1 protein-coding gene is annotated in these 995 nt (G+C 40.2%); it reads right to left on the bottom strand.

What is annotated here, in order from left to right; genetic code table 11:
* Nucleotides 1-744: 744 nt before the first annotated feature.
* Nucleotides 745-942, bottom strand: a complete 198-nt coding sequence (locus ACTQ50_RS19665; protein ID WP_441485563.1) for a hypothetical protein — start codon at nucleotides 940-942, stop codon at nucleotides 745-747.
* Nucleotides 943-995 lie beyond the last annotated feature (53 nt).

Genomic DNA, 995 nt, shown 5'->3' with positions numbered 1-995 from the left:
AGTGAAAAACTCCAATCTATCAAAAATCGCATGTGAATTATAGTGAATTACTCCAACTCGCAAAGGGCTGGGGTAATTTTATATCTGACCGCATTATTATTTGGCGGTTACCATCTTACGTTTGGACACAATATTATCTTGCGATAACAAATCTATATTCAGATTGTATTACTCGATAATTGTAGCAACACGGCCTGATCCAACAGTACGTCCACCTTCACGTTTGTGAGGTTCTTAAAATCTCATTATTTTCTGTGATTTTCGTGTCTTTATTGTCCTGTGTTATAGGATTTCTACGCTATATTTCTGTTCTCTTCATTTTTTAGTATCAAAACGGTATCACAGCCAGATTTTCATGAGCTGTCAACTTTCCGGTTGCAGATTCCCACCTTGACTGTTATAATCGAAACATGGGTGCTATCATAACGGTAGGCGGTTAGTCCTTCTCCAGAGGGACTGTGACCCTCTGATTACATAGAAACTCGAAAGAGAATCCACTGGAAAGGAGGGCTAAGCCAATGAGTATTGTGGACTTTATTGCAGTCGTGAGCTTCGGCATCACCTGCTTTTGTGCCGGATACACATTCGGCAAAGATAATAACAAGACACAAAAATAACCGCCCCAGCCTCGCAAACTGAACGGTTATTTTTAATCAATTAAGTATGTGGACTAACCGTCTATCGGTAGCACTCTTTTTCTATAATCATATTAGCACGCATGTGTGAAAATGTCAAAAAATTTCTTCATTCTTGGTTATTAATCTCCTTGATCAACTGTACTGCCTTCTCTGCATCATCGGTTTTCACAAATATATCCACACCATATATTCCAAATCCTGGTGCCCCATGCATTGCAACATTCGCACCTGCTTCCTGAGAAAAAGCGTATATGGTAAATAACTGGTCCTCCCCAAAAAGATATGCCAGCCCAAAGGCTGGCATGGAGCTTTACCTTGATTTAGTTTTTCGACAGTGATCCGGCAGTTCTTCAGACC

Origin of the sequence: Blautia sp. Sow4_E7 (genome assembly GCF_052116245.1) — a bacterium.
Classification (GTDB): Bacteria; Bacillota; Clostridia; order Lachnospirales; family Lachnospiraceae; genus Blautia_A.
Note: the sequence above shows the minus strand (reverse complement) of the source record. Positions and strands in the feature narration are given on the sequence as shown.